Origin of the sequence: Ruminococcus sp. (assembly GCF_045129435.1) — a bacterium.
Lineage (GTDB): Bacteria > Bacillota > Clostridia > Oscillospirales > Acutalibacteraceae > Ruminococcoides.
Genome location: NZ_JBGVJL010000044.1, coordinates 1 through 3,724, shown reverse-complemented (window position 1 = coordinate 3,724; position 3,724 = coordinate 1). Strand labels below are relative to the sequence as shown.

Here is a 3,724-nt window from a genome sequence, read left to right as displayed (position 1 = left end):
CTATAAAATCTTTACGAGTTGAATTTGATTTTACAATGGCTTCAATTATATTGTTAGGTACATTTTCATAGTTTGCAAGAAGCTGTTTTGTGTCTTTTGGCAGACAATATCCGCCGTAGCCAAAAGACGGATTGTTATAATAAAGTCCGATTCTTGGGTCAAGACCTATTCCCTCAATAATCTGGGCGGAATTTAAGCCTTTTACCTCAGCATATGTATCAAGTTCATTGAAGAAGCTTACTCGAAGTGCAAGGTATGTGTTTGCAAAAAGTTTAACTGCCTCTGCTTCTGTGAAATCTACAAAAAGTGTTGGAATATCTTCTTTAATAGCACCTTGTTGAAGCAATGCTGCAAATGTTTTAGCGGCTTGTACAAGTCTTTCATCATTTAGATCTGTACCTACAATGATTCTTGAAGGGTATAAATTGTCATATAAAGCCTTACTTTCTCTGAGAAATTCAGGGCTGAACAATAGATTTTTGCAAGCATACTTTCTACGCATATCCTTTGTAAAACCTACAGGCACTGTAGATTTTATTATCATTATTGCATCAGGATTAACTTCAAGAACAAGTCCGATTACCTGTTCAACTGAAGATGTATCAAAATAGTGTCGTTTTGTATCGTAATTTGTCGGGGTTGAAATAATTACATAATCCGCATTTTTATATGCACTGCGTGCATCAGTAGTTGCAGTCAGATTAAGCTCTTTATTAGCAAGATAGTCTTCAATTTCAGCATCAACGATTGGTGATTTTCCTGAATTGATAAGGTCTACCTTTTCTTTAATAATATCGACTGCGTAAACTTCATTGTTTTGAGCAAGAAGTATTGAATTTGAAAGTCCGACATATCCTGTACCGGCAACTGCGATTTTCATTTTTTTACACCCCTATTTTATTTAATTATATTTTTGATTTTCCTTTTCAAGTTTTTAATAAAAACACCTGAATTATATTTATTGCAAACGTAGTCAAAACCGTTTTTTATATAATCATTCATAAATTCATCAGCTATTTCAGTTTTCTTTACCGGTGAAATAAGACTTGGCTGTAAGGCATTTTGAAGTGTACTTTCTTTTGTTTCAAGACTATCCGAAATTTCTTCAAAAAGCTTTTGTCCTTTCTGCGTTGAAATTATGATAAGCGAAGTTCCATATCTTGATTTGAACTCAGGCATTGATTTTTCCAAGCCCCAAAAATCTCCAATAGTGATGTCACCTACTCGCTCGGTATTTGCGTATTTACAATTATAGCAAGAAGGTCGAAGTGTAAGACTTCTGGAGAAAAAACTTTTGAAATTATCTAAATCCGGATAATTATTATAAAGTTTTCCATTTTCAAATTCAGCCTCAATATCCTGAATTTCACCCTTAATCTTTTTAGTACGGAAATTGAACGAAATAAGCTTTGATTTGTATTTCTTTTCAAGTTGTTTTTTATAATCATTAAATAGTTTTTGTGATGGTACTCCGTGGCAAACAATATCTATAATGTAGAGATTATCATAATTTTTATTCAAATATGATTTAAGACCGGCACATTGACAACCAGTGCCGGAGAAAAGTACTTTTCTCCCCTGCTCCAAATCAGTTTTTACCTGTTTAAAAACACCTGTAATATTACTTTGAACATATTTTGAGCCTTTCATCTTTTCAAGATCAGAAATTTTCTCGGCCTTTATAGGCTTAACATTAAAGTTTTGGTCATATACAGCTCCGTAAATTACTCCGTTATTTTGAAGAATTTTCTTGCCCAACTCAAAAAATACACCGCCGGAAGAACTTTCTTTGTGAATTTGTTCATTCTTATTGTGGCAGGCATATACAGATAATTTAGCTGAATTTTTATTGTCAGAGTTTTTTTTAAAGTCACATACTGCAACACATTTTTTACATTCAACACAATGTTCTGTGTCAATTACAGGATAATTAAAGCCGTAATCATCAATGCGCATTGATATAGCGCCTTTTGGGCAAGTGCTAAGACAAGCAGTACATCCACAACATTGTGATTTATCTGAAAATAAATTTATCATGAAGTCACCTTATTTAGTATTAGTGCTTTATTTTTTTCATAAATTTGCCTGTAAGCTTTTTAATTTCACTGCGTTTAAACATAAGCGGAATACACAACGCATATCCAATTAGTCCAAAGCCAACGCATACAGCAATAAGGCTGAACCACGAATTAATGGTAATGAACATACTTACAATATAGAACATAACTGCAATTACGGCAAAGCAAATGCAGCCACGAATTATTGTATCATAAAAAGTATTCCACTTCCTATTGAGAATTTTAGCGGAGTAAATCGGCATAAATGTTAATGCACGAATACTCATTAAAACAGAGCTTACAGCAGCGATTACATACACACCGTTGTTGCCAAGAGTGCCAAAATTAAGCACAAGCAACACAATACCAACGCTTGACAAACCAATACCAAAGTTTACAAACACCGGTAAAACTAGTTTGTTGCAGACTGTGTATAGCATCATAAGACATTGTGTATGACAGGTAAAAAGATACATAAGGCAGGTTAGAACCGATAAAATTTGAATCATAAGTATTTCATCGGCAGTTTTTGTTGGCTGCCAGAGTGTGTAGAACTGATTACCGAAGATAATAAAACCGGCAAGTGGTACAGTCATAATCGTACTGACAATTTTAGAAGTGAATTTAACTTCTTGCACAAGCCCGTCTATATTTCCTTTAGCATACATAATTGTATAATGAGGTGTAAACACATTGCCGAGCATATTTATGAGGTTAGAAAGGCAAGTCGGAACGGTTTTAGCAATAGAATAAAGTCCCATAATAGTTGGGCCAAGAACAAGGTTGCATATCAATAAATCAAGTCCTGATATGAGAACATTGCAAAGCTGAGAGAAAGAAACCCAAATTCCTGCTGCTAAAATCATTTTTACATAAGCAAAGCTAAAGTTTTTTATTTTAACTTTGACATCAGGCATTATTTTCTTTTTAACAGAAATATTTGCAAGAAGCAGGAACATACCGCTTATTACGGTAGCAAGTGCCAGATAATAAAGCTGTGGTGGAAAGAAAATAAACAATACTGCTACAAGAGCTAATTTTATAAGATTTGAGATAATATCTCTGATAGAGTTAATATCAAGTCTGTTTTTTACAAAGGTAGCAGTAGTAAATATTGCAGTTACTACACTGATTACATATGCTAAAAATGCAAGTCCGAATGTAATCTGTACGCTTGTTAAAAGTCCGGACGGAACATTTAAGAAAACATCAATAAACATTGTAAACAGCAATGACGCCACAAGCATTACTGTTGCAAGAAAAATATCTGCTACAAATACAGATGAGAAAATCTTAGAGGCTTTATCTATATTACCTCTGTGATATTCAATGGAAATAAATCTTCCTGATATAGAATTTAATGCGGCCGTAATGATAGTGGCATACTGAATGAAATTCAAAGAAAGCCCTATAAATCCATAAGCTTCTGTGCCAAGCTCTTTTACAAGAAAAGGAGCAAGGAAAAAGTTTATGCCCATATTAACGCAAAATGAAACTATGGAGGCAATAAGATTTATAGACATTTGTTTACCGCTGTTTTTTTCTTTCATTATATTAGCAATCCTTTTTTATTGAACATAGATATTTTCTTGCAGAATTACGCTGTTCGCCTAAAATTTTATCAGCATATTCCCAATCAATAGGAGCATCTGGATCAAGAGTTAGAC

3 protein-coding genes are annotated in these 3,724 nt (G+C 33.6%); all 3 read right to left on the bottom strand.

Translation table 11 applies throughout. The features are described 5' to 3' along the window. The coding region (locus tag ACJMMI_RS02225) for a nucleotide sugar dehydrogenase (protein WP_405353097.1) at window positions 1-880 on the bottom strand (880 nt) is incomplete at its 3' end. A gap of 17 nt (window positions 881-897) precedes the next feature. Then, on the bottom strand, window positions 898-2,037 hold the full coding sequence (locus ACJMMI_RS02220; RefSeq protein WP_405353095.1) for a Coenzyme F420 hydrogenase/dehydrogenase, beta subunit C-terminal domain: 1,140 nt from the start codon (window positions 2,035-2,037) through the stop codon (window positions 898-900). Between the two features lie 19 nt (window positions 2,038-2,056). Beyond that, window positions 2,057-3,607, bottom strand: coding sequence for an oligosaccharide flippase family protein (locus ACJMMI_RS02215; protein ID WP_405353093.1), 1,551 nt, complete (start codon window positions 3,605-3,607; stop codon window positions 2,057-2,059). Window positions 3,608-3,724 lie beyond the last annotated feature (117 nt).